At 66.8% G+C, this 19,453-nt stretch carries 15 protein-coding genes; 13 read left to right on the forward strand and 2 right to left on the reverse strand.

Going from position 1 to position 19,453, the window contains the following annotated elements; translation table 11 throughout:
* Nucleotides 1-86 precede the first annotated feature (86 nt).
* From AC3WMU_RS03850 to AC3WMU_RS03860, 3 genes are read left to right on the forward strand one after another with little or no spacing between them, the layout of a single operon-like run.
* A complete protein-coding gene (locus tag AC3WMU_RS03850; RefSeq protein WP_424624686.1) occupies nucleotides 87-1,577 on the forward strand; it encodes an FGGY family carbohydrate kinase in 1,491 nt (496 codons plus the stop codon).
* A complete protein-coding gene (locus AC3WMU_RS03855; RefSeq protein ID WP_424624685.1) occupies nucleotides 1,574-3,292 on the forward strand; it encodes a glycerol-3-phosphate dehydrogenase/oxidase in 1,719 nt (572 codons plus the stop codon). Before AC3WMU_RS03850 ends, AC3WMU_RS03855 begins: the two co-directional genes overlap by 4 nt.
* Nucleotides 3,289-4,044 carry a GntR family transcriptional regulator gene (locus AC3WMU_RS03860; RefSeq protein ID WP_006224276.1) on the forward strand — a complete coding sequence of 252 codons (756 nt, stop codon included), beginning with the start codon at nucleotides 3,289-3,291 and terminating at the stop codon, nucleotides 4,042-4,044. The genes AC3WMU_RS03855 and AC3WMU_RS03860 overlap by 4 nt, the downstream gene beginning before the upstream one ends.
* A gap of 17 nt (nucleotides 4,045-4,061) precedes the next feature.
* Here AC3WMU_RS03860 and AC3WMU_RS03865 read toward each other — a convergent pair whose 3' ends face one another.
* Nucleotides 4,062-4,655 carry a hypothetical protein gene (locus AC3WMU_RS03865; RefSeq protein WP_006224277.1) on the reverse strand — a complete coding sequence of 198 codons (594 nt, stop codon included), beginning with the start codon at nucleotides 4,653-4,655 and terminating at the stop codon, nucleotides 4,062-4,064.
* A 328-nt stretch (nucleotides 4,656-4,983) separates the two neighbouring features.
* Between AC3WMU_RS03865 and AC3WMU_RS03870 the strand changes: the two genes are divergently transcribed.
* The 5 genes from AC3WMU_RS03870 (at nucleotide 4,984) to AC3WMU_RS03890 (ending at nucleotide 12,888) form a co-directional block, all read left to right on the forward strand.
* Nucleotides 4,984-5,697 (forward strand): gluconate 2-dehydrogenase subunit 3 family protein, encoded by a 714-nt coding sequence (locus tag AC3WMU_RS03870; RefSeq protein WP_280025974.1) that lies wholly within the window; start codon nucleotides 4,984-4,986, stop codon nucleotides 5,695-5,697.
* A 2-nt stretch (nucleotides 5,698-5,699) separates the two neighbouring features.
* Nucleotides 5,700-7,475: a GMC family oxidoreductase gene (locus AC3WMU_RS03875; RefSeq protein WP_006224279.1), complete on the forward strand. Its 1,776-nt coding sequence runs from the start codon at nucleotides 5,700-5,702 to the stop codon at nucleotides 7,473-7,475.
* 12 nt (nucleotides 7,476-7,487) lie between these two features.
* A complete protein-coding gene (locus AC3WMU_RS03880) occupies nucleotides 7,488-8,801 on the forward strand; it encodes a c-type cytochrome (RefSeq protein WP_424624684.1) in 1,314 nt (437 codons plus the stop codon).
* A 176-nt stretch (nucleotides 8,802-8,977) separates the two neighbouring features.
* The gene (locus AC3WMU_RS03885; RefSeq protein ID WP_492281863.1) at nucleotides 8,978-10,621 is read left to right on the forward strand and encodes a VRR-NUC domain-containing protein; all 1,644 of its coding nucleotides are present in this window, start codon (nucleotides 8,978-8,980) and stop codon (nucleotides 10,619-10,621) included.
* Complete coding sequence (locus AC3WMU_RS03890; protein WP_492281864.1) at nucleotides 10,618-12,888, forward strand: ATP-dependent DNA helicase; 2,271 nt, start codon at nucleotides 10,618-10,620, stop codon at nucleotides 12,886-12,888. The genes AC3WMU_RS03885 and AC3WMU_RS03890 overlap by 4 nt, the downstream gene beginning before the upstream one ends.
* Nucleotides 12,889-12,892: 4 nt before the next feature.
* On the opposite strand, the gene AC3WMU_RS03895 is transcribed toward AC3WMU_RS03890, so the two are convergent.
* Nucleotides 12,893-14,425: an MFS transporter gene (locus tag AC3WMU_RS03895; protein ID WP_492281865.1), complete on the reverse strand. Its 1,533-nt coding sequence runs from the start codon at nucleotides 14,423-14,425 to the stop codon at nucleotides 12,893-12,895.
* Nucleotides 14,426-14,573: 148 nt separating this feature from the next.
* Between AC3WMU_RS03895 and AC3WMU_RS03900 the strand changes: the two genes are divergently transcribed.
* From AC3WMU_RS03900 to AC3WMU_RS03920, 5 genes are all read left to right on the forward strand, one after another.
* Nucleotides 14,574-15,458: a LysR family transcriptional regulator gene (locus AC3WMU_RS03900; RefSeq protein ID WP_280025979.1), complete on the forward strand. Its 885-nt coding sequence runs from the start codon at nucleotides 14,574-14,576 to the stop codon at nucleotides 15,456-15,458.
* 76 nt (nucleotides 15,459-15,534) lie between these two features.
* Nucleotides 15,535-16,125, forward strand: a complete 591-nt coding sequence (locus AC3WMU_RS03905; protein ID WP_006224285.1) for a TetR/AcrR family transcriptional regulator — start codon at nucleotides 15,535-15,537, stop codon at nucleotides 16,123-16,125.
* Complete coding sequence (locus AC3WMU_RS03910; RefSeq protein ID WP_280025981.1) at nucleotides 16,119-16,628, forward strand: PaaI family thioesterase; 510 nt, start codon at nucleotides 16,119-16,121, stop codon at nucleotides 16,626-16,628. Before AC3WMU_RS03905 ends, AC3WMU_RS03910 begins: the two co-directional genes overlap by 7 nt.
* Before the next feature lie 25 nt (nucleotides 16,629-16,653).
* Nucleotides 16,654-17,841: an acetyl-CoA C-acyltransferase gene (locus AC3WMU_RS03915; protein ID WP_492281866.1), complete on the forward strand. Its 1,188-nt coding sequence runs from the start codon at nucleotides 16,654-16,656 to the stop codon at nucleotides 17,839-17,841.
* Nucleotides 17,842-17,952: 111 nt separating this feature from the next.
* On the forward strand, nucleotides 17,953-19,434 hold the full coding sequence (locus AC3WMU_RS03920; protein WP_492281867.1) for an amidase: 1,482 nt from the start codon (nucleotides 17,953-17,955) through the stop codon (nucleotides 19,432-19,434).
* Nucleotides 19,435-19,453 lie beyond the last annotated feature (19 nt).

Genomic DNA, 19,453 nt, shown 5'->3' on the forward strand with positions numbered 1-19,453 from the left:
AATGAACTATATGGCAGCGAAATTATTTCTTTTACTAGGGGAAACACTGCTATCCTGCCGAAAATATCTGTAGACAATGTCATAACATGAAAGCCGACATATTCCTGGGTATCGACATGGGGTCCACGGGCCTGAAGGCAGTTGCCTTCGAGGCTGGGACGGGAGCCACGCTGGCCGCCTCGGGCGGCGGGCTGCCCTATAGGCATCTGCCTGGTGGCGGCTGCGAATTACGTGCGGACGCCATCGACGCGGCGCTGATGCAGGCCCTGCGCGGAGTGGCCGCGCAACTGGGGCCGCGTGTGGCTCAGGTGCAGGCGCTGTGCTGCACCGGCCATGGCGCGGGGCTGTACGCGCTGGACGAGCGGGGCGATCTGTTGGCCGGGCGCGCCGTGGCATCGACCGACCAGCGGGCTGCCGGGCTGGCGCGGAATCTGGCGCAGCGGCACGGGGACGCCCTGTATCAGGAAGTGGGCTGCCGGCCGTGGTCGGGCCAGCCCAGCCTGGTTGCCGCGGAATTATTCGATGCGCAAGGCGGTGGGCATCGGGCGATTCGCCGCCTGCTGTTCGCCAAGGACTATCTGGGGTTCCTGCTTAGCGGAGAAATCGCCACCGACGCCAGTGACGTCAGCACCGCGGGCCTGCTGAATCTGGACACCGGCGTGTGGTCTGCGTTGGCCTTCGAGGCGGCCGGCCTGGCGGACCTGATGCCGCGCGCACTGCCACCGATCGTGCCCACGGGCACGGTGATCGGGCGCCTGCTGCCGGCGCGCGCGGCCGCCTGCGGGCTGCCTGCCGGCCTGCCGGTCGTCATGGGCGCGATCGATCTGCTGGCGTCCCTGTCGGCGGTGGGCGCCGTCAAAAGCGGCTATGCGGTGGCGGTGTTCGGCACCTGGTGCGTGAACGCCGTTGTGGCCGATGCGCGCGAACCCAAGCCGGAGGTCGGCGCGATCGTGCGCCATGGGCCGCCGGCCTCGCGGCTATATCTGGAGAACAGCCCTTCGTCCATGGCGAATGTGGCGTGGCTGGCGCGCGCGCTGCAGTTCGACGATGCGGCCGCGGCGGTGGACTGCGCGATGTCGGTGCCGCTGGGCGCGGAGGGCTTGCGCTTTCTGCCTTTCATCAACGGGGGCGGGGTGGCGGCGGGCGCAACGGCGGGCTTCGTGGGCTTGAAGGGGCATCACGGGCGTGCGCACATGGCGCGCGCGGTCATCGACGGCGTGGCGGCGTTGCATGCCTGGCACTTGAAGCGCCTGGCCGCGCATGGCCTGGGCGTGCCGGGCCGGGTGGCTGCCTTGGGTGGCGGCGCGCGCGATCCACGGCTGGTGCGCTTGCTGGCCGATTTCCTGGGCCATCCTGTTGAGCGCTGTGGCGATGACGAGACCGGGGCGCGCGGCGCGGCCGGCTATGCGGCGTTGTCCCAAGGCGCAAGCGCGGACGAGGCCTTGCCCGTGCGTTGCGTGACCGAAGCGCCGGATGCGACGACGGCGCAAGCGCATGCCGAGTTCCATTCGGAATTTGAAGCGCTGATCGGCAATATGGCGCCCGCCTTCGCGCAATTGGCGGGGCGTGCGCCATGACGACGCCAACCTTGCCCTATGCGCGTCCGGCCGCGTTGGCGGGCCGGCATTTCTCTACGGTGATCGTGGGCGCCGGCATCAATGGCGTGGGCGTGTTCCGCGATTTGTCGTTGCAGGGCGTGGACTGCCTGATCGTCGACAAGGGCGACTTTGCGGCCGGCGCCAGCAGTGCGCCGTCTCGGATGATCCATGGCGGCTTGCGTTACCTGGAAAGCGGCGCATTCGCGCTGGTGGCGGAAGCCACCCGCGAACGCAATCGCCTGCTGCGCAACGCGCCGCATCTGGTGCGTCCGCTGGAAACGGTGGTGCCCTTGTCCAGCCGTTTCGGCGGCCTGCTGGGCAGCGTGCTGCGCTTTGCCGGATTCAAGGCATCGCCCGGGGCGCGCGGCGTATTCGTGGTGGCGCTGGGCCTGCGCCTGTATGACCGCTTGGGACGGCGCCAGCGCGTGATGCCGGAACACCGCATCGCCAGGGCCTCGGCCGCCGACAACATCCTGTTCCGGGAGTCGGTGGGCTGGACGGCCACGTATTTCGATGCCTGGATCAGCCATCCCGAATGGTTGATCCAGGAACTGATGGCCGACGCGCATGCCGACCAGCCCGCGTCGCTGGCGGCCAACTATTGCAATGTGACGGCGTGCCGGGGCAGGACCCTTAGCCTGCGCGACGAGATCACCGGGGAAACCGTCGAGGTCACCGCGGACACCGTGGTCAATGCCACGGGCGCGTGGCTGGACCGGTCCGCCGGCGTGCTGGAAGGGGCGGGTTCACGCGTCATGGGCACGAAGGGCTCGCACTTGATCCTGGACCATCCCGCGTTGCGCGCGGCATTGGACGGGCGCATGGTGTATTTCGAAGCGTCGGACGGACGGGTCTGCATCGTTTATCCCTTTATGGATCGCGTGCTGGTCGGGTCCACCGACATTCCGGTTGATGATCCCGACCAGGCGGCTACCGAATCCGCCGAGATCGATTACCTGCTGGACGTGCTGGGCGAGGTCTTCCCGCGGCTGCGTTTTGCGCGCGGCGACGTCGTCTACACTTACGTCGGCGTGCGCCCGCTGGCGTATTCGGATGCGGACAAGCCCGGCCAGATATCGCGCGACCACGCGGTGGTGGTCGATCCGCCGAACGCCGTGCGCGAGGTTCCGCTGGTGTGCCTGGTGGGTGGCAAATGGACCACGTTCCGATCCCTGGCGGAATTGGCCGCGAACCAGGTGCTGACGCTGCTGGACCGGCCCCGTCTGCGCTTGACCGAGGCGCTGGCTATCGGCGGTGGTGCGGACATGCCCGCGGACGGCCCGGCCAGGGAACAACTGGTCGATACGATCCGGGCTGGCTCAGGCCTTTCGCGCGAACGGATCGACGGGCTGGTCAGCCGCTACGGTTCGCGTGCCGACGGCCTGGCGCAGGCCTTCGCGGCCGCAGGGGACGTTCCGCTGCGCCATGCGCCGGACTATTCCGAAGCCGAGATCCGCATGCTGTGCCGCCAGACCGGCGTGCAGCATCTGGCCGATCTGGTGATCCGCCGGACCTTGCTGGCGATATGCGGCCGCGTCACCGACGGCTTGCTGGCCGAATTGGCGGATCTGGCCGCAGAGGCGCAGGGTTGGACGGACACGCGCCGGCGCGACGAGTGGCTGGCGTGCGCCGCCATTCTGCGCGATCGGCATTTTGTAGATATTGATTCAAGCCTTAGCCTTATCACGACATGAGCAGCCCCATCCCGACCCAAGACGTACTGGACCGCAGCGCCGGCGCCCCGCTTTGGGCGCAGTTTCGCGACGTGGTGCGCGGCAAGATCCTTCAAGGCGAACTGACGGTGGGGGCCAAGCTGCCCACCGAGGCCGAGTTCGGCGAACAGTACGGCATTTCACGCATTGTGGTGCGGGAGGCGTTGGCGGATCTGGTGCGCAATGGCCTGATCTACAAGATCCGCGGGCAGGGCGCTTTTGTGTCGGCGCGCGAACGCGACGAGGACTTCGTATCGACGGTGCTGGGCTTTTCAGATGAAATGGCCCGCAAGGGTCGCACCGTCCGCACCCAGGTGCTGGTGCAGGAGCTGCGCGCGCCGACTGCGCAGGAAGCGACGTCGCTCGCGCTGAATGAAGCGGACATGGTGGTGGCGCTAAAGCGCTTGCGCAGCGTGGACGGCGAACTGCAGTTACTGGTGGAGACTGCCGTGCCGGCAGATCTGGCGCCCGGCCTGCACCGCACGCGCCTGGAAAACCGTTCGCTGTATGACGTGCTGCGCCGCCAGTACGGGTTGCGCATCGTGCGGGCGGAGCGCTGGATCGATGCGGTGGCGCCCGACGCGCACACGTGTGAATTGTTGGGCATGGCCAGCGCCGAACCGTTGCTGCGCATCGAGTCCATTGCTTACGGTTCGAATGGCCGGCCGCTGGAATACTACCGCGCGTTGCACCGCTGCAAATCGAGCCGGCTGCACGTTCAGACCACGACCTGAGGCCGCGGTCCGCCCCATCAGAAGAGGTTCAGCGCTTGCGCCACCCATAGCGCCAGGCCGATCGCGATGCCGATCAGCAGCATGCGCCGCAGTCCGCCACCCGAGGGGACCGCGCCGGGCGACAACGACGGATCCGCATTGACGCGCGAGGGGTGCGACGCGCCGGCGGCGGGAGCAGGGCGCGCCGAGGGGGCGTCGACCTGATCTGGGCTATCGGTTTCGATGGTGAACGCAGGCTTGCGCTTGCCGTCCGCCGCATCGCCCGCGAAGTCCTGCACGTCGATGCCCGCGTTTTTCAGCATGTCCCACAGGCCGCCCAGGTCTTTGCCGCTGCGCAACGCCTCGATGCGTTCGCGTTCGGCGCGCGGAACCTCATCCAGGCTGTCGTACTTGCGGCCGTTCACCGTGACCGCGCCGTCCTTGATCAGGACGTTGAACGATTCCCCGTTTTCCAGGCCTGCGTAGCTCCATTCCTGAGTGACGCTGACGCCGTCCATCTTGCTGTCCAGCAGGTCTTCGATGTGGACGCGCTGCTCGGGCGTGAGGTCCGAGGTGGAACTCCAGCTGCGCGTGGTCGTCGAACTGCGCCAGGTCTTCGTCTTGTCGTTCATGGGAGGGATCCGTTGCTGTTCCTTGCCGCGAAATATACAGAATCCGTTAACCCGCTTGTCAGAAAAGCCCGCTTTTGCGGGCTTCTTACATTGTCCTTAAAGCAAAAGACAATCCCATGTCAAGAAAATCGAACTGATACGGTCACTTGAGCAGATCAGATGGTCGAAAAGGCGCATAATGCGACCACCTTCTCTTATGTCCCTTTTCAAGAGCAGGTTCGATTTTCTGTAAGCAAAGAGCGTGTTGTCACTAGCTCGGCAGTTCGTGTTTCCAGGTTTCATGTTCGGTAGCGCGCTAGGACAACTTGGAGTATTCACGGAGATGTCTATGACAGAAGATGCAAAGCCGCGCCGGCGGTTTCTGCAAGCGTTGGCCATCGTGCCAGCGTCGACGATGGCGGTAGGGGCCTTGACCACGGCCTGTACCAGCGCCGACGAAGGCAAGGCCGCCCAGGCCGCCAAGCCCTACGCACCCACCTATTTCACCCCGCCTGAATGGACCTTCATCGTGGCCGCCGTGGATCACCTGATCCCCGCCGACGAGTACGGTCCGGGCGCCATTGCCGCCGGCGTGCCTGAGTTCATCGACCGCCAGATGGAAACGCCCTTTGGCCACGGCAAGCTTTGGTACATGCAAGGCCCGTTCCATCCCGACCAGGTGCCGGAACTGGGTTACCAGCTGAACCAGACTCCCCGCGAGGTCTACCGCCACGGCATCGAAGCCTGCAACGCCTGGTGCGTGAAGACGCACGGCAAGGTGTATGCCGAGCTGGACAAGCCGCTGCAGGAACAGATCCTGAAGGATCTGCAGGGCGGCAAGATCGAGCTCGAGACGGTGCCTGCCAGGACGTTCTTCAGCTTCCTCTTGTCCAACACGAAGGAAGGGTTCTTTGCCGATCCGATCTACGGCGGCAACAAGAACATGGTGGGTTGGAAGATGGTGGGCTTTCCCGGCGCGCGCGCCGACTATATGGACTGGGTTGACCAGCCCAATGTGAAGTACCCCTATGGCCCCGTGTCTATCTCTGGGGAGAAGGGTTAATCATGGCGATCAAGAAAGATAAAGTGGATGCGGTCCTGGTCGGGTTCGGCTGGACCGGTGCGATCCTGGGTCAGGAACTGACCGAAGCCGGGTTGCACGTGCTGGCGCTGGAGCGCGGCGGCATGCAGGACACGCCGAAGGACGCCGAGTACCCGAAGGTGATCGACGAGCTGGCGTATTCCGTGCGCGGCAAGCTGTTCCAGGACCTGTCCAAGGAAACCGTGACGATCCGCCATGGCGTGGACGACGTGGCCGTGCCGTACCGCCAGAACGGCTCGTTCCTGCTGGGAACGGGCGTGGGCGGCGCAGGCTTTCACTGGAACGGCATGCACTACCGCGCGCTGCCTGAAGAGCTGGAACTGCGCACGCGCTACGAAACGCGCTACGGCAAGAAGTTCATTCCGGAAGGCATGACCATCCAGGACTTCGGCGTGACGTACGACGAACTGGAACCGTACTTCTCGAAATTCGAGTACGTGTGCGGCACGTCCGGCAAGGCCGGCAACCTGAACGGCAAGATCGTGGAAGGCGGCAACCCGCTGGAAGGCAAGCGCAGCAAGGAATTCCCGCTGCCCGCGCTGCCCAACACGTATGGCGCGCAGTTGTTCGAGAAGGCCGCGCGCGAAGTCGGGTTCAATCCGTATCCGGCGCCCGCCGCCAATGCCTCGGGCCCGTACACCAACCCCTACGGCGTGCGCCTGGGCCCCTGTAACTTCTGCGGTTTCTGCGAAAACTACGGGTGCTACATGTACTCGAAGGCGTCGCCGCAGACGACCATCCTGCCAGTGCTGCTGAAGAAGCCGAATTTCGAGCTGCGCACGCATTCGCAGGTGATCAAGGTCAATCTGGATTCCACCGGCAAGAAGGCCATCGGCGTGACGTACATCGACGCCCAGGGCCGGGAAATCGACCAGCCTGCCGATCTGGTGATCCTGTCGGCCTACCAGATGCACAACGTGCGCCTCTTGCTGCTCTCCGGTATCGGCAAGCCGTATGACCCGAAGACCAATGAAGGCGTGGTCGGCAAGAACTACGCATACCAGATGAACGGCGCGGTGAACGTGCTGCTGCCCAAGGGCACCCAGCTGAACCCCTTCGTGGGCACCGGCGCGGGCGGCGTGGGCATGGACGACTTGAACGGCGACCAGTTCGACCACGGCCCGTTGGGCTTTCTGGGCGGCGCCAGCATCCGCCACGTGCGCTACGGCGGCCGTCCCATCAAGCAGACGCCGACGACGCCGGGCACCCCCAGCTGGGGCACGGCCTGGAAAGCGGGTGTGCAGGACGCGTACCAGCGCTTCATGACCATCGGCATTTCCGGTTCGGTGATGTCGTACCGCGACGCCTATCTGTCGCTGGATCCGACGTACAAGGACGCCTATGGCCAGCCGCTGCTGCGCATGACGTTCGACTGGCATGACAACGAGTTCGACATGCTGGGCTACATGGGCAAGCGCATGGAGACCGTGGCCAAGGCCATGAATCCGGAGAAGCACTTCGTGGCCGTGCGCAAGAAGGGCGCGCGCTATGACACGCGCGTCTACCAAAGCACGCACAACACCGGCGGCGCGATCATGGGCTCGAACCCCAAGGAAAGCGTGGTCAACAAGTACCTGCAAAGCTGGGATGTGCCGAACGTGTTCGTGATGGGCGCCTGCGTGTTCCCGCAGAACATGGGCTACAACCCGACCGGGCTGGTGGGCGCCTTGGCCTTCTGGGCCGCGCAGGCGATCCGCGACCAGTATCTGAAGAACCCCGGCCCGCTGGTCCAGGCTTAAGGAGACGGAACAATGTTGAAGCAAACCATTGTTGCGGCCTTCTCGGCCCTGGTCGCCAGCGCCGCATTCGCGGCGGACGGCACGCCGGCCGCGGCGGATGCGCAGATGATCAAGCAGGGTGAATACCTGTCGCGCGCCGGCGACTGCATCGCCTGCCATACGGCCAAGGGCGGCAAGCCCTTCGCCGGCGGACTGGGCATCGAGTCGCCGCTGGGCACGATCTATTCGACCAACATCACGCCCGACAAAGAGACGGGCATCGGCAACTACACCTACGAGGACTTCGACCAGGCCGTGCGCCACGGCAAGGCTCGCGACGGGCATTCGCTGTATCCGGCCATGCCGTACACCGCGTACGCCAAGGTCACGCCCGATGACGTGAAGGCGCTGTATGCCTACTTCATGCATGGCGTGGAACCGGTCAAGCAGGAAAACAAGGACACGGACATCTCGTGGCCCATGTCGATGCGCTGGCCCTTGACCGTGTGGCGCTGGATGTTCGCACCGGACGTCGTCAGCGGCCCCGCTGCGAGCGACTTGAAGGGCGCTGACCGCGAAGCGCTGCTGCGTGGCCAGTACCTGGTCGAAGGCCTGGGCCATTGCAGCACCTGCCATACGCCGCGCGGTTTCGCCTTGCAGGAAAAGGCGCTGAGCGACGCGGACGGCTCGGCCTTCCTGTCGGGCGGCGTGGTGGAAGGCTGGCTGGCCAAGAACCTGCGCGGCGACGCCACCGACGGCCTGGGCAACTGGACGAAGGAAGACATTGCTGTCTTCCTGAAGTCTGGCCGCAACGGCCATTCGGCTGCGTTCGGCGGCATGGCGCAAGTGGTCGAGGACAGCACGCAGCACTTGTCCGACGCCGATCTGAACGCCATTGCGGTGTATCTGAAGAGCTTGCCGCCGGTCAACAAGGACGCGACCAAGCCGTTGGCCTATGACGAGTCCGTGGCGCAAGCGCTGCGTACCGGCAAGGATAAGAGCGATGGCGCGATGGCGTTCCTGAACAACTGCGCCGCCTGCCACCGCAGCACCGGCAAGGGTTATACGGAAACGTTCCCGCAGTTGGCGCTGAGCTCGACGGTGAATTCCGCCGATCCGGCCTCGCTGATCCACATCGTGCTCAAGGGCGCGCAGATGCCGGGCACGACGGCGGCGCCCACGGCCTACGCGATGCCTGGCTTCGACTGGCGCATGACCGACAAGGAAGTCGCCGACGTGGTGACCTTCGTGCGGTCCAGCTGGGGCAACAAGGGCGCGGCAGTCAGCGCGTCGGATGTGGCCAAGGTGCGCAAGGAAGTGGGGGCGGCCGCGCAGCCCGCGCGTTAACGCGCCCCGCGGTTCCGCAAGACGGTTCCGCATGATGGCGGCGCCGGAAAGTCCAGGCTTTCCGGCGCCGCTTTTTTATTTGATGCGTCGCGCCCAGATTGTCCGCCACGGGCAGACGCGGGGATTACCCGCCTGCTATGATTACTGGATAAAACACCAGCTATCCGGCCCGGCCGATGTTCCCCCCGCACCGTTACTACTACCTTCACAATTTCCAGCGCGCGCTGGCGTGGGTCGCTGACCGCTACGCCGACCTGCTGGATGCCGGCGAACGCCGTTTCCTGGAAGACTTCCAGGCCTTGCCGCAGTCGTCCCAGGCGTTGATGGTGCGCATGCTGATGCGGCGCGGGCCGTGGTTCCGCGCCAGCCGGCTGGTCTATGAGGAAATCGCCAGCACGCAGGATGCCGCGGCGCCGCTGCAGGCGCTGGGGTGGCTGGACGCCGACGCGCCAATGACGTTGGACGAGCTGTTCGCCCTGCATACCAAGCCCGAGCTTTGCCGCCTGTTTGGGGATGCCTCGGTCAAGCCGGCGGCGCGCAAGGCGGACCTGCTGGAGGCCTTGCGGGCTCGGCACGATGCGCCCCAGCCCTATGCGGCTTGGAACCCCGCGGCCGACGAGCCCGTGTGGCGCGTGATGGTGGGCGATCTTTGCGAACGCTTGCGCCTGATGTTCTTCGGCAACCTGTACCAGGACTGGTCGGAATTCGTATTGGCCGACCTGGGCGTGTTCCAGTACGAGGCCGTGCCGTTCGAGGCGTCGTCGCGGGCATTCCAGACGCGGGCGGACGTGGACGGCTATCTGGCCTTGCATGCCTGCCGGGCGGCGCTGGACGAAGGCGCCGAACTGGACGCCTTGCTGCGGGCGGTGGACGATTGCGCCAGCCAGAACCCCTGGCTGGAAAAGCGCCGCGCCAAGGTGCTGCTGCGGATCGGGCAGGCGTGCGAGCGGGTGCAGGACTGGGCGGCGGCGCAGCGCGTGTACGCGCGCTGCGCGTACCCCGGCGCGCGGCATCGCCGCATACGCGTGCATGAACGCATGGCGCAGTATGGCGAGGCCTTGGCGCTGGCCTTGCAGGCGCAATCCGCGCCCGAAAGCGAAGAGGAAAGCCAGCGCGTGGCGCGGATGCTGCCGCGCCTGTATCGGGGCGCGGGGCAGGGCGCGCCCGCGCGGGCGGCGGCCCCGGCCTTGCTGCGCACGGATCTGAGCTTGCTGCGGCCGGCCGAGCCGATGCCGGTGGAATTCGTTACCCGGGACCACCTGCATCAGGACGATGCGCCGGTTCACTACGTTGAGAACGCGCTGATCAATTCGCTGTTCGGCCTGCTGTGCTGGCCCGCCGTCTTTGCGCCGTTGCCGGGCGCGTTCTTCCATCCGTTCCAGCGCGCCCCGGCGGACCTGGATGCGCCGGATTTCCACCAGCGCCGCGCGGCTTTGTTCAACGACTGTCTGGGGCAGCTGGACACGCACGCGTATCGCGATGTGATCTTGCAGCGCTATGCGGAAAAATCGGGCGTGCAATCGCCGTTCGTGTTCTGGGGCGCGTTGTCGGACACGCTGTTGGCACAAGCGCTGGACTGCCTGCCGGCCGCGCATCTGAAGCTGTATTTCACTCGGCTGCTGCGGGACGTCAAGACCAACCGCTCGGGCTTTCCGGACCTGATCCGTTTCTGGCCGGCACAGCGCCGCTACGAACTGGTCGAAGTCAAAGGGCCTGGCGACAAGCTGCAGGATAACCAGATCCGTTGGCTGCAGTATTGCGTGTCGCATGGAATGCCGGTTCGCGTCTGCCACGTCAGTTGGCGGGAGGATGCCGCATGAGTTATGCCGTGGCGGTGCGTGCGCTGTGCGAGTTCACCGCGCGGGCGGGCGATCTGGACTTGCGTTTCACGCCGGCGCCGACGGGGCTGGAAGGAATGGCGGGCCACGCGGTGGTGACGGGCCGGCGCGGGCCGGCCTATGAAACCGAAGTGGCGCTGTCCGGCCAGCATGAAAACCTGCTGGTGCGAGGGCGGGCCGACGGCTACGACCCTATAGCCAACCAGCTGGAAGAGGTCAAGACGTATCGCGGCCAGTTGGACAGCGTGCGTGAGAACCACCGCGTGGTGCATTGGGCGCAGGCGCGCGCCTACGGCCATCTGTTGTGCCAGGCTCGCGGGCTGGAGCAGGTGCGGGTGGCCCTGGTGTATTTCAATGTCGTCACCGAAGAAGAAACGGTCCTGGTGGAAACGCACGAGGCGTCGGCGCTGGCGGCCTTCTTCCAGGAGCAATGCGGCCGTTTCCTGGCCTGGGCCAAGACCGAGCTAGCCCATCGGCAAGCGCGCGATGCCGCGCTGGAAAAGCTGGCATTTCCGCATGGCGAATTCCGTGCCGGGCAACGCGACCTGGCCGTGGCCGTGTACCGCACGGCGCGCGACGGCCGCTGCCTGATGGCGCAGGCGCCCACCGGTATCGGCAAGACGCTGGGCACGATCTTCCCGCTGCTCAAGGCCAGCCCCGGCACGGGCCTGGACAAGATCTTCTTCCTGGCGGCCAAGGGGTCGGGGCGGGGGCTGGCAGTCGAAGCGCTGGACACCGTCAATGCGCAGCCTGCGGCGCCCGCGCTGCGGGTGCTGGACCTGCAGGCACGCGACAAGACCTGCGAGCATCCGGATCTGGCCTGCCACGGAGATTCCTGCCCCTTGGCGAAAGGGTTTTACGACCGCTTGCCGCAAGCGCGCGAAGCGGCGTTGCAACACGTCCGGCTGGATGCGCCCACCGTACGCGCGACGGCCCGCGCGCATCAGGTGTGTCCGTACTACCTGTCGCAGGAGCTGATCCGCTGGAGCGACGTGGTGGTGGGCGACTACAACTATTACTACGACGCCACGGCGATGCTGTACGCCATGACGCAGGCCTACCAGTGGAAGGTGGCGGTGCTGGTGGACGAAGCCCACAATCTGGTGGACCGGGCGCGCCGCATGTACACGGGCGAATTGGACCAGGCATCGCTGTCCGCCGCGCGCTATGCCGCGCCCAAGGCGCTGAAAAAGCCGCTGGACGGCCTGCAGCGGTCTTGGAACGCGCTGAACAAGAAGCAGGGTGAACGGTATCAGGCCTACGAGATGGTGGCCCCGGGCCTGCTGACCGCCGTGCAGAAAGCGGTAGGCGCCATCATGGAGCACATGGCCGAGTCGCCGTTGGCGCAAGACGATCCCGTCCTGACGTTCTACTTCGAAGCGCTGCAGTTCATGCGCCTGGCCGAGCAGTTCGGTTCGCATGCGCTCTTTGACGTGACGCTGTCGGATGTGGGCGTGGCCAGCGCCAAGACGCGGCCGTCCACCTTGTGCGTGCGCAACGTGATCCCGGCGCCGTATCTGGCGGCGCGCTACGCGGCGGCGCACGCGACGGTGCTGTTTTCCGGCACGCTGAGCCCGCAGCAGTTCTACCGCGACACCCTCGGGCTGCCCAAGGATGCACCCTGGATCGACGTGGCCGCGCCGTTCCAGGCCGAGCAGCTGGCGGTACGGGTGGTGGGCAACGTGTCCACGCGCTATCGCGACCGCGAACGTTCGCTGGCGCCGATCGTCGACTTGATCGCGACCCAGTATGCCGAGCGGCCCGGCAACTATCTTGGGTTTTTAAGCAGCTTCGATTATTTGCGCCAGGTGTCCGACCTGATGCGCGAACGCCATCCCACGGTGCCGATCTGGCTGCAGACGCCGGGCATGGATGAACCCGGCCGCGCCGCGTTCCTTGCCCGGTTCACCGAGACCGGCCAGGGGGTGGGTTTTGCGGTGCTGGGTGGCGCGTTCTCGGAAGGGGTGGACTTGCCAGGCAAGCGGCTGATCGGCGCGTTCATTGCCACGCTGGGCCTGCCGCAAGTGAACCCCGTGAACGAAAACATGAAGCGGGCCATGGACTTGCGCTATGGCGAAGAGAACGGCTACGACTACACCTACCTGTACCCGGGCATGCAGAAAGTGGTGCAGGCGGCCGGCCGGGTGATCCGTACCGAACAGGACGTGGGCACCGTGCACCTGATCGACGACCGCTATCGCCGCGCCAAGGTGCGCGGCCTGTTGCCCAGTTGGTGGCAGGTGGACTGATCCGCTAGGGCGTGGCCGTCACGCCATCGCGGGCGGCGTGCGGGCGCCGCGGCCCCAGCAGCGCATGGATGGCCAGCGCGGTCAGCACGGCAATGCCAGCCAAGGCGTGCAGCACGTGGCGGAAGGCCTCGTTATAGCTGTGCTGCAGCAGCTCGGATGCGCCCGGCAACAAGGCCGCCGCTTCGTGCAACTGGCCCAGCGCGGCGCGGTTGGCAGCCATCAGGATGGCCTGGCCGTCGGTGCCGGCAGGCAGCCCCGCCGTCAGCGGCATCTGGATCAGCAAGGCCAGCAGCGCGCTGACGACGGCGATGGCAATGCCATCCGCCGATACGCGCACCGTGTTGAAGATGCCGGTGGCCATGCCGACGTTGCGCGGTTCCACCACGCTGACGGCCATCGCGTCCATCAAGCCCCACGGCACGCCGATGCCGATGCCGATCAGGCTCATCGGCAACCACAGGCCGGTGGCGCCTGTGGTCATAACGTCCGCCAACCAGACCAGGCCGGCGGCCACCGCCAGCAGGCCCACCGCGGACAGCACGCCCGGGTTGAACCAGCGTGTCAGCAATGCGGCCAGGAACGGCACGACCAGCAACGGTGCGGCCAGACCAATCATCAACTGGCCGGCCGCCAGCGCGCTGTAGCCGTCGATACCGATGAAGCGGCCGGGCAGCAGGGCGATCAGCACGATGAAGAGGAACGCGGGCGAAGCCGCCAGCACCTGAACGCCGACGAAGCGCGCGTCGCCGAACAGGCTCAGGTCCAGCATGGGCCGGGCGGCGCGGCGCTCGACGTGCACGAACACGCCGGCCAGCAGGGCAGACGTCAATAGTGCGCCGATGACGTGCGCATCCGTCCAGCCCGTTTCGGGCGCCAGCAACATGCCGTAGGTGAACAGGCCCAGCGCGCCGGTGAAGCTGATGGCGCCCGGCCAGTCCAAGCGGCCTTGGGGGGCGCCGACGGTCGGGCGCACGCTGACGGCCACCATGACGGCGCCCAGCACGCCCACGCCGCCCGTCGCCAGGAACACCCATTCCCAACCGGCGGCCTGCACCATCCAACCGGATGCCAGCGGCCCGAACGACAGGCCGACGCCGAAGGTGGTGCCCAGCAAGCTGAACGCACGGGTGCGCGCCACGCCGTGGAACAGCGGGGCCAACGACGACATGGCGGCGGCGAACGCGGCCGCGCCGCCCATGCCCTGCATCAGCCGCATGACGTCGATCCAGCCCGTGGTGGGCAGATAGGGGATGGCGAACGTGGCGGCGCAGAACCAAGCCAGGCCCAGCAGCCAGACCCGGCGGGGGCCGTACAGATCGGTCAGGCTGCCCGACACCATGATGACGCTGCCGTACGCAAGGATGTAGCCGTTCAGGATCCAGTTCAGTTCAACCGGCGTGCCGCCCAGCGCCTGGCTGATCGACGGCAGGACCACGGCGGGGCCGGTGAAGCACAGCGGGATGAGCAGGGCTGTCAGGCAGGCAGACAGCAGTTGCAGCCAGCGATGGCGGGAGGATGGGGATTCGGGAAGGTGCATGAGGACGAGCGGGTCTGAACAAGGGCGCCGCGCGGCGGGATTGCGGTGCGGCGGCAGAATGACGGCAAGCTTAGGGGCCACTGGATAAAAGAAAAACAGGCTAGGATTCCGAATATTCAGGACAAAAACGTCCGCAATGGGGATGAGGATGGATAGTCTTAGCGGCATCGGCGTCTTTGTGATGGTCGCGGAAACGCGCAGCTTTTCCGAGGCGGGGCGGGTGCTGGGGGTGTCGCCGTCGGCGGTGGGCAAAAGCGTGGCGCGGATGGAAGAGCGCTTGAAAGTGCGTCTGTTCCATCGCAGCACGCGCCACATTGCGCTGACCCCGGAAGGCGAGAAATTCCTGGAGCGTTGCCGCCGCATCCTGTGCGAAGTGGAAGCCGCTGAATTGGAACTTTCCGAAGCGACGGATGCGCCGCACGGCAAGCTGCGGGTGAGCCTGCCGCGCTACAGCGGGCTGTTCGACGCCAGCATCGCCAGCTTCATGCGGCAGTACCCGGCCGTGGAACTGGACCTGGATTTCACGGACCGGATGGTGGATGTGATCGGCGAAGGCTACGACGCCGTGGTCCGCACCGGCGACATGGACGATTCCGGCCTGAAGCGCCGGCGGCTGGGGCCGTTCCGGCGGGTGCTGGCCGCAGCGCCCGACTATTTGCGCCTGCATGGCACGCCCAAGCGCGCGGGCGACCTGCTGCGCCACGCCTGCCTGCATTACCGGTATCCCGCGACGGGCCGGCTTGAAAAATGGCCGCTGAAACAGGGGCCGGACGCGCAATCGCTCGATTTGCCCCTGACGCTGGTCTGCAACAGCGTCGAGATGCGGATATCCCTGGCGGTGGGCGGGCAGGGCATCGTCTGCCTGCCGGATTTCACGATCCGCCGCGAACTGGCTGCGGGCCAGTTGCAGATCGTGATGGAAGACCGCACGCGCGGCAGCGGCACGATGTGGGCGCTGTGGCCCGCCAGCCGCCATGCGTCGCCCAAGCTGCGGGTCTTTATCGACCATCTGGCGCAGCACCTGTTTCCCTGAACCCGGCCAGGCCGCCCTTGTAGGATGATGATCATCATATTAATATGATGATCATCATCTAATGGCTGGGCCTGTCATGCGCTACGACAACGGACACAAACGGGAAACGCGGATACGCATTCTGAAGACGGCGGCGGAAGCGGTGCGTGCCGACGGGCCCGACCGGATCGGCGTGGCTGCGGTGATGCGCCAGGCCGGCATGACGCACGGCGGCTTCTACGCCCATTTCAATTCGAAGGACGCGCTGGTCGAGGCCTCGATCGAACACATGTTCGACGAGGCGCTGGCCCGCGCCCAGAAGCGCATGGACGGACGACCGCCCGCCGACGGCCTTGCCGCCTACGTGGACGCCTACCTGTCGACCGCCCATTGCGAGGCGCGCGCCCATGGCTGCCCGCTGGTGGCGCTGGCGGCTGATCTGCCGCGCCAGTCTGACGCCTGCCGGCAGGCCTACGCCGCCGGGTTGCGCCGACTGGTTCAGGCTCTGGCCGGGCGGCTGGCCGATGCCGGCTACCCCGAACCGGAACCGCTGGCCCGTTCGGTGCTGGCTGAATTGGTTGGCGCGGTTTCCCTGGCCCGTTGCGAGACCGATGCGCAACGGGCGAATGCCATGCTGGCGGACGCCCGCCGGCTCTTGAAGGCCCGCCTGGGCCTGGAGCAATGCTGATGACATCCCAACCGACCCCCCATCGCGAACCCAGCCTGGTCGAGGAGACCGGCGCGGGTCTGGACGGCCTGGCGCAACTGCGCGCGTTGCTGGCCTCCGGCCGCAAGCCCGGCATCATGGTGACGCTGGATTTCGACTTCGTGGAAGTGGAAGCCGGGCGTGCGGTATTCGCCGGCACGCCGGGGCCGCAGGCCTACAACCCCATTGGCACGGTGCACGGCGGGTATGCCGCCACGCTGCTGGACTCGGCGTGTGGTTGCGCCGCGCATTCCCAACTGACGGCCGAGCAGGCCTACACCACGCTGGAGCTGAAGGTGGCGTATCACAAGGCCATCACGCGCCACAGCGGCCTGCTGCGGGCGGAAGGCCGGGTCTTGTCGATGGGCCAACGCGTGGCCTATGCCGAAGCCAAATTGACGGACGCGCAGGGCCGCCTGCTGGCCTCGGCCACGTCCACCTTGCTCGTGTTCGCGCGGCCGGCCCCGGCCGTCGCCGCGGGTTGAGACGACTCGTTTAAAAGGAACAGCCATGATTGCCGCAGATCCCATTGTCATTGTTGCCGCCGCGCGGACTCCGCTGGGGCGTTTCCTCGGGGGCCTGGCCCCAGTCACCGCCGCCGACTTGGGCGCCGTCGCGATCCGCGCCGCGCTGGAACGCGGCGGCGTGCCGGCTTCCAGCGTGGATGAAGTGCTGATGGGATGCGTGCTGCCCGCTGGCCAGGGACAGGCGCCGGCGCGTCAGGCGATGCGCGCGGCCGGCGTGCCGGATGCGGTGGGTGCCACCACGGTCAACAAAGTGTGCGGGTCCGGCATGAAGGCGGCGATGATTGCGCACGACCAGATCCTGGCCGGCGCGATCGACGTGGCGGTGGCCGGCGGCATGGAGTCCATGAGCAACGCGCCGTACCTGCTGAAGAAGGGGCGGGCGGGTTATCGCTTCGGCCATGACCGCGTCTACGACCATCTGGCGCTGGATGGGCTGGAAGATGCCTACGAGGCAGGGCGGCCGATGGGCGACTTTGGCGAAAGCGCCGTGCAAGCCTATGGTTTCACCCGCGCCGACCAGGACGCCTATGCGGCCGAGACGCTGCGGCGCGCGCGGCAGGCGGTGGAGTCCGGCGCGTTCGCGGCCGAGATTACGCCGGTGGCGGTGCCGGGCAAGGGCGGGGCGCTGATGGTCGACCAGGACGAGAACCCGTTGAAGGTATCGCCCGAGAAAATCCCCACCCTCAAGCCCGCCTTCCGCGAAGACGGCACCATTACCGCGGCCAGCGCATCGGCCAACGCGGACGGCGCGGCTGCCCTGGTGCTGACCCGCGAATCGGTCGCGCGGCGCGAAGGCTGGCCGGTGCTGGCCCGCATCCACGGCCATGCGACGCACAGCCAGGAGCCGGCCTGGTACACGACGGCGCCCATCCCGGCCGTCCGCAAGTTGCTGGACAAGGCCGGTTGGCAGGTGCAGGACGTCGACCTCTTCGAGATCAATGAGGCGTTCGCCGTGGTGGCCATGGCCGCAGCGCAGGACCTGGGCATTGCCCGCGACCGGTTGAACGTCAACGGCGGCGCCTGCGCCCTTGGGCATCCGATCGGCGCGACGGGTGCGCGGCTGATCGTGACCTTGCTGCACGCCTTGCAGGCGCGTGGCCTGCGGCGCGGCGTGGCGGCGTTATGCATCGGCGGGGGCGAGGCCACGGCCGTGGCGATAGAGCGGGTTTAAGCAGACCGGCCCGGCGCCTGCCGGGCGCGCGCGGTCTGCCGGGTTTGCGTAGTATGTCGGTTGCGCCGGGCGGTCGCCGCCTGCGCCCATAATGACAAACCAGGAGACCGCATGCCCCCCGCCACGCCGGCTGCAACCGCCAGCCTGAACCCCATCGTCGCCTTGCCGGCGCACGCCCTGTCGGATGCGATCCGGCGGCGCGAGCTGTCCTGCGTCGAAGTGATGCGCGCCTATCTGGCGCATATCGACCGCGTCAATCCCAAGATCAATGCCATCGTCGCCCGCCGTGATTCGGACGCGTTGCTACGCGACGCCGCCGAGCGCGACGCACAGCTGGATGCGGGACAGTGGCTGGGCTGGATGCATGGCATGCCGCAGGCCCCGAAGGACCTGACGGCGGTGCGCGACATGGTCACGTCCATGGGGTCGCTGGTCTACAAGGACTTGGTGACGCCGCATGACTCGATCATCGTCGAACGGATGCGGGCATCGGGCGCCATCTTCATTGGCCGCAGCAATGTGCCGGAATTCGGCCTGGGGTCGCACACCTATAACCGGGTCTACGGCACTACCGGCAACCCTTACGATCCGACCAAGACCGCCGGCGGCAGCAGCGGCGGCGCCGCGGCCGCACTGGCCGCCCGCATGTTGCCGGTTGCCGATGGCAGCGACTTCGGCGGGTCGCTGCGCAACCCCGCGGCGTTCTGCAACGTCTATGGCATGCGGCCATCGGCCGGCCGCGTGCCCTTCGGCCCGGCGCCGGAAGTATTCTTGAAACAGCTGTCCTACGAAGGCCCGATGGGCCGGACGCCGCGCGACGTGGCGCTGCTGATGTCCGTGATGGCGGGGCACGACAAACGCTCTCCGCTGTCATTGCGCGACGACCCGGCGCAGTTCGCCGCCCCGTTGGACGCCGACCTGCGCGACAAGCGCATCGGCTGGCTGGGCGACTGGAACGGCTACCTGGCCATGGAGCCGGGCATCCTGGAGCTGTGCAGCCAGGCGCTGGCCGCGCTGGGCACCGTGGGCTGCGATGTCGTCGATTACCAGGTGCCGTTCGCCGGCGACCGCTTGTGGCGCATCTGGCTGGCGCATCGGCATCTGATGGTGGGCAGCCAGTTCCACGCCTTGGTTGAAAACCCCGAAACGCGCAAGCTCGTCAAGCCGGCGTTGATCTGGGAAGTCGAGGGGTTGGAAGGCATGACGGCGCGGCAGGTCTACCAGGCCACCGAAGAGCGCAGCGCCTGGTACCAGACTGTGCTGCGCATGTTCGACGAGGTCGATTTCCTGGCCGTGCCGTCGGCGCAGGTCTTTCCGTTCGACGCGACGCTGGACTGGCCTAAGCAGATCGCCGGACGCCCCATGGATACCTACCATCGCTGGATGGAGACGGTGACGCCGTGGACGCTGGCGGGCTGCCCCGTGATCAGCGTGCCGGTGGGGTTCAACGCGCAGGGCTTGCCGATGGGGATGCAACTGGTGGGGCCGCCGCAGGCCGACCGGGAGGTGCTGTGCCTGGCGCACGCCTACGAGCAGGCAAGCGACTGGGTGCATGCGCGGCAGCCGGAAGCCCTGTGGCGGGAGCCCGGCTGAAGGGCGATTCTGGTACGCA

The sequence above is a fragment of the Achromobacter sp. FW305-C-13 genome, from assembly GCF_058783475.1.

What these genes read in the sequence shown, in the direction of transcription:
- AC3WMU_RS03850 (WP_424624686.1), top strand. Translation starts at nt 87, where the DNA reads ATGAAAGCCGACATATTCCTGGGTATCGACATGGGGTCCACGGGCCTG.
- AC3WMU_RS03855 (WP_424624685.1), top strand. Translation starts at nt 1,574, where the DNA reads ATGACGACGCCAACCTTGCCCTATGCGCGTCCGGCCGCGTTGGCGGGC.
- AC3WMU_RS03860 (WP_006224276.1), top strand. Translation starts at nt 3,289, where the DNA reads ATGAGCAGCCCCATCCCGACCCAAGACGTACTGGACCGCAGCGCCGGC.
- AC3WMU_RS03865 (WP_006224277.1), bottom strand. Translation starts at nt 4,655, where the DNA reads ATGAACGACAAGACGAAGACCTGGCGCAGTTCGACGACCACGCGCAGC.
- AC3WMU_RS03870 (WP_280025974.1), top strand. Translation starts at nt 4,984, where the DNA reads ATGACAGAAGATGCAAAGCCGCGCCGGCGGTTTCTGCAAGCGTTGGCC.
- AC3WMU_RS03875 (WP_006224279.1), top strand. Translation starts at nt 5,700, where the DNA reads ATGGCGATCAAGAAAGATAAAGTGGATGCGGTCCTGGTCGGGTTCGGC.
- AC3WMU_RS03880 (WP_424624684.1), top strand. Translation starts at nt 7,488, where the DNA reads ATGTTGAAGCAAACCATTGTTGCGGCCTTCTCGGCCCTGGTCGCCAGC.
- AC3WMU_RS03885 (WP_492281863.1), top strand. Translation starts at nt 8,978, where the DNA reads ATGTTCCCCCCGCACCGTTACTACTACCTTCACAATTTCCAGCGCGCG.
- AC3WMU_RS03890 (WP_492281864.1), top strand. Translation starts at nt 10,618, where the DNA reads ATGAGTTATGCCGTGGCGGTGCGTGCGCTGTGCGAGTTCACCGCGCGG.
- AC3WMU_RS03895 (WP_492281865.1), bottom strand. Translation starts at nt 14,425, where the DNA reads ATGCACCTTCCCGAATCCCCATCCTCCCGCCATCGCTGGCTGCAACTG.
- AC3WMU_RS03900 (WP_280025979.1), top strand. Translation starts at nt 14,574, where the DNA reads ATGGATAGTCTTAGCGGCATCGGCGTCTTTGTGATGGTCGCGGAAACG.
- AC3WMU_RS03905 (WP_006224285.1), top strand. Translation starts at nt 15,535, where the DNA reads ATGCGCTACGACAACGGACACAAACGGGAAACGCGGATACGCATTCTG.
- AC3WMU_RS03910 (WP_280025981.1), top strand. Translation starts at nt 16,119, where the DNA reads ATGCTGATGACATCCCAACCGACCCCCCATCGCGAACCCAGCCTGGTC.
- AC3WMU_RS03915 (WP_492281866.1), top strand. Translation starts at nt 16,654, where the DNA reads ATGATTGCCGCAGATCCCATTGTCATTGTTGCCGCCGCGCGGACTCCG.
- AC3WMU_RS03920 (WP_492281867.1), top strand. Translation starts at nt 17,953, where the DNA reads ATGCCCCCCGCCACGCCGGCTGCAACCGCCAGCCTGAACCCCATCGTC.